Origin of the sequence: Leclercia adecarboxylata, assembly GCF_035787115.1 — a bacterium.
Taxonomy (GTDB): domain Bacteria; phylum Pseudomonadota; class Gammaproteobacteria; order Enterobacterales; family Enterobacteriaceae; genus Enterobacter; species Enterobacter adecarboxylatus_E.
The window spans coordinates 1-255 of record NZ_JALKTL010000036.1; the positions used below are offsets into that span (position 1 = coordinate 1).

1 rRNA gene is annotated in these 255 nt (G+C 54.9%); it reads left to right on the forward strand.

What is annotated here, in order from left to right:
• Nucleotides 1-255 (forward strand): 23S ribosomal RNA (locus MXM41_RS22735); the annotation flags it as partial.

The following is a 255-nucleotide window of genomic DNA, read 5'->3' on the forward strand; positions in this document are numbered from 1 at the left end:
CTAACTGGAGGACCGAACCGACTAATGTTGAAAAATTAGCGGATGACCTGTGGCTGGGGGTGAAAGGCCAATCAAACCGGGAGATAGCTGGTTCTCCCCGAAAGCTATTTAGGTAGCGCCTCGTGAACTCATCCTCGGGGGTAGAGCACTGTTTCGGCTAGGGGGCCATCCCGGCTTACCAACCCGATGCAAACTGCGAATACCGAGGAATGTTATCACGGGAGACACACGGCGGGTGCTAACGTCCGTCGTGAA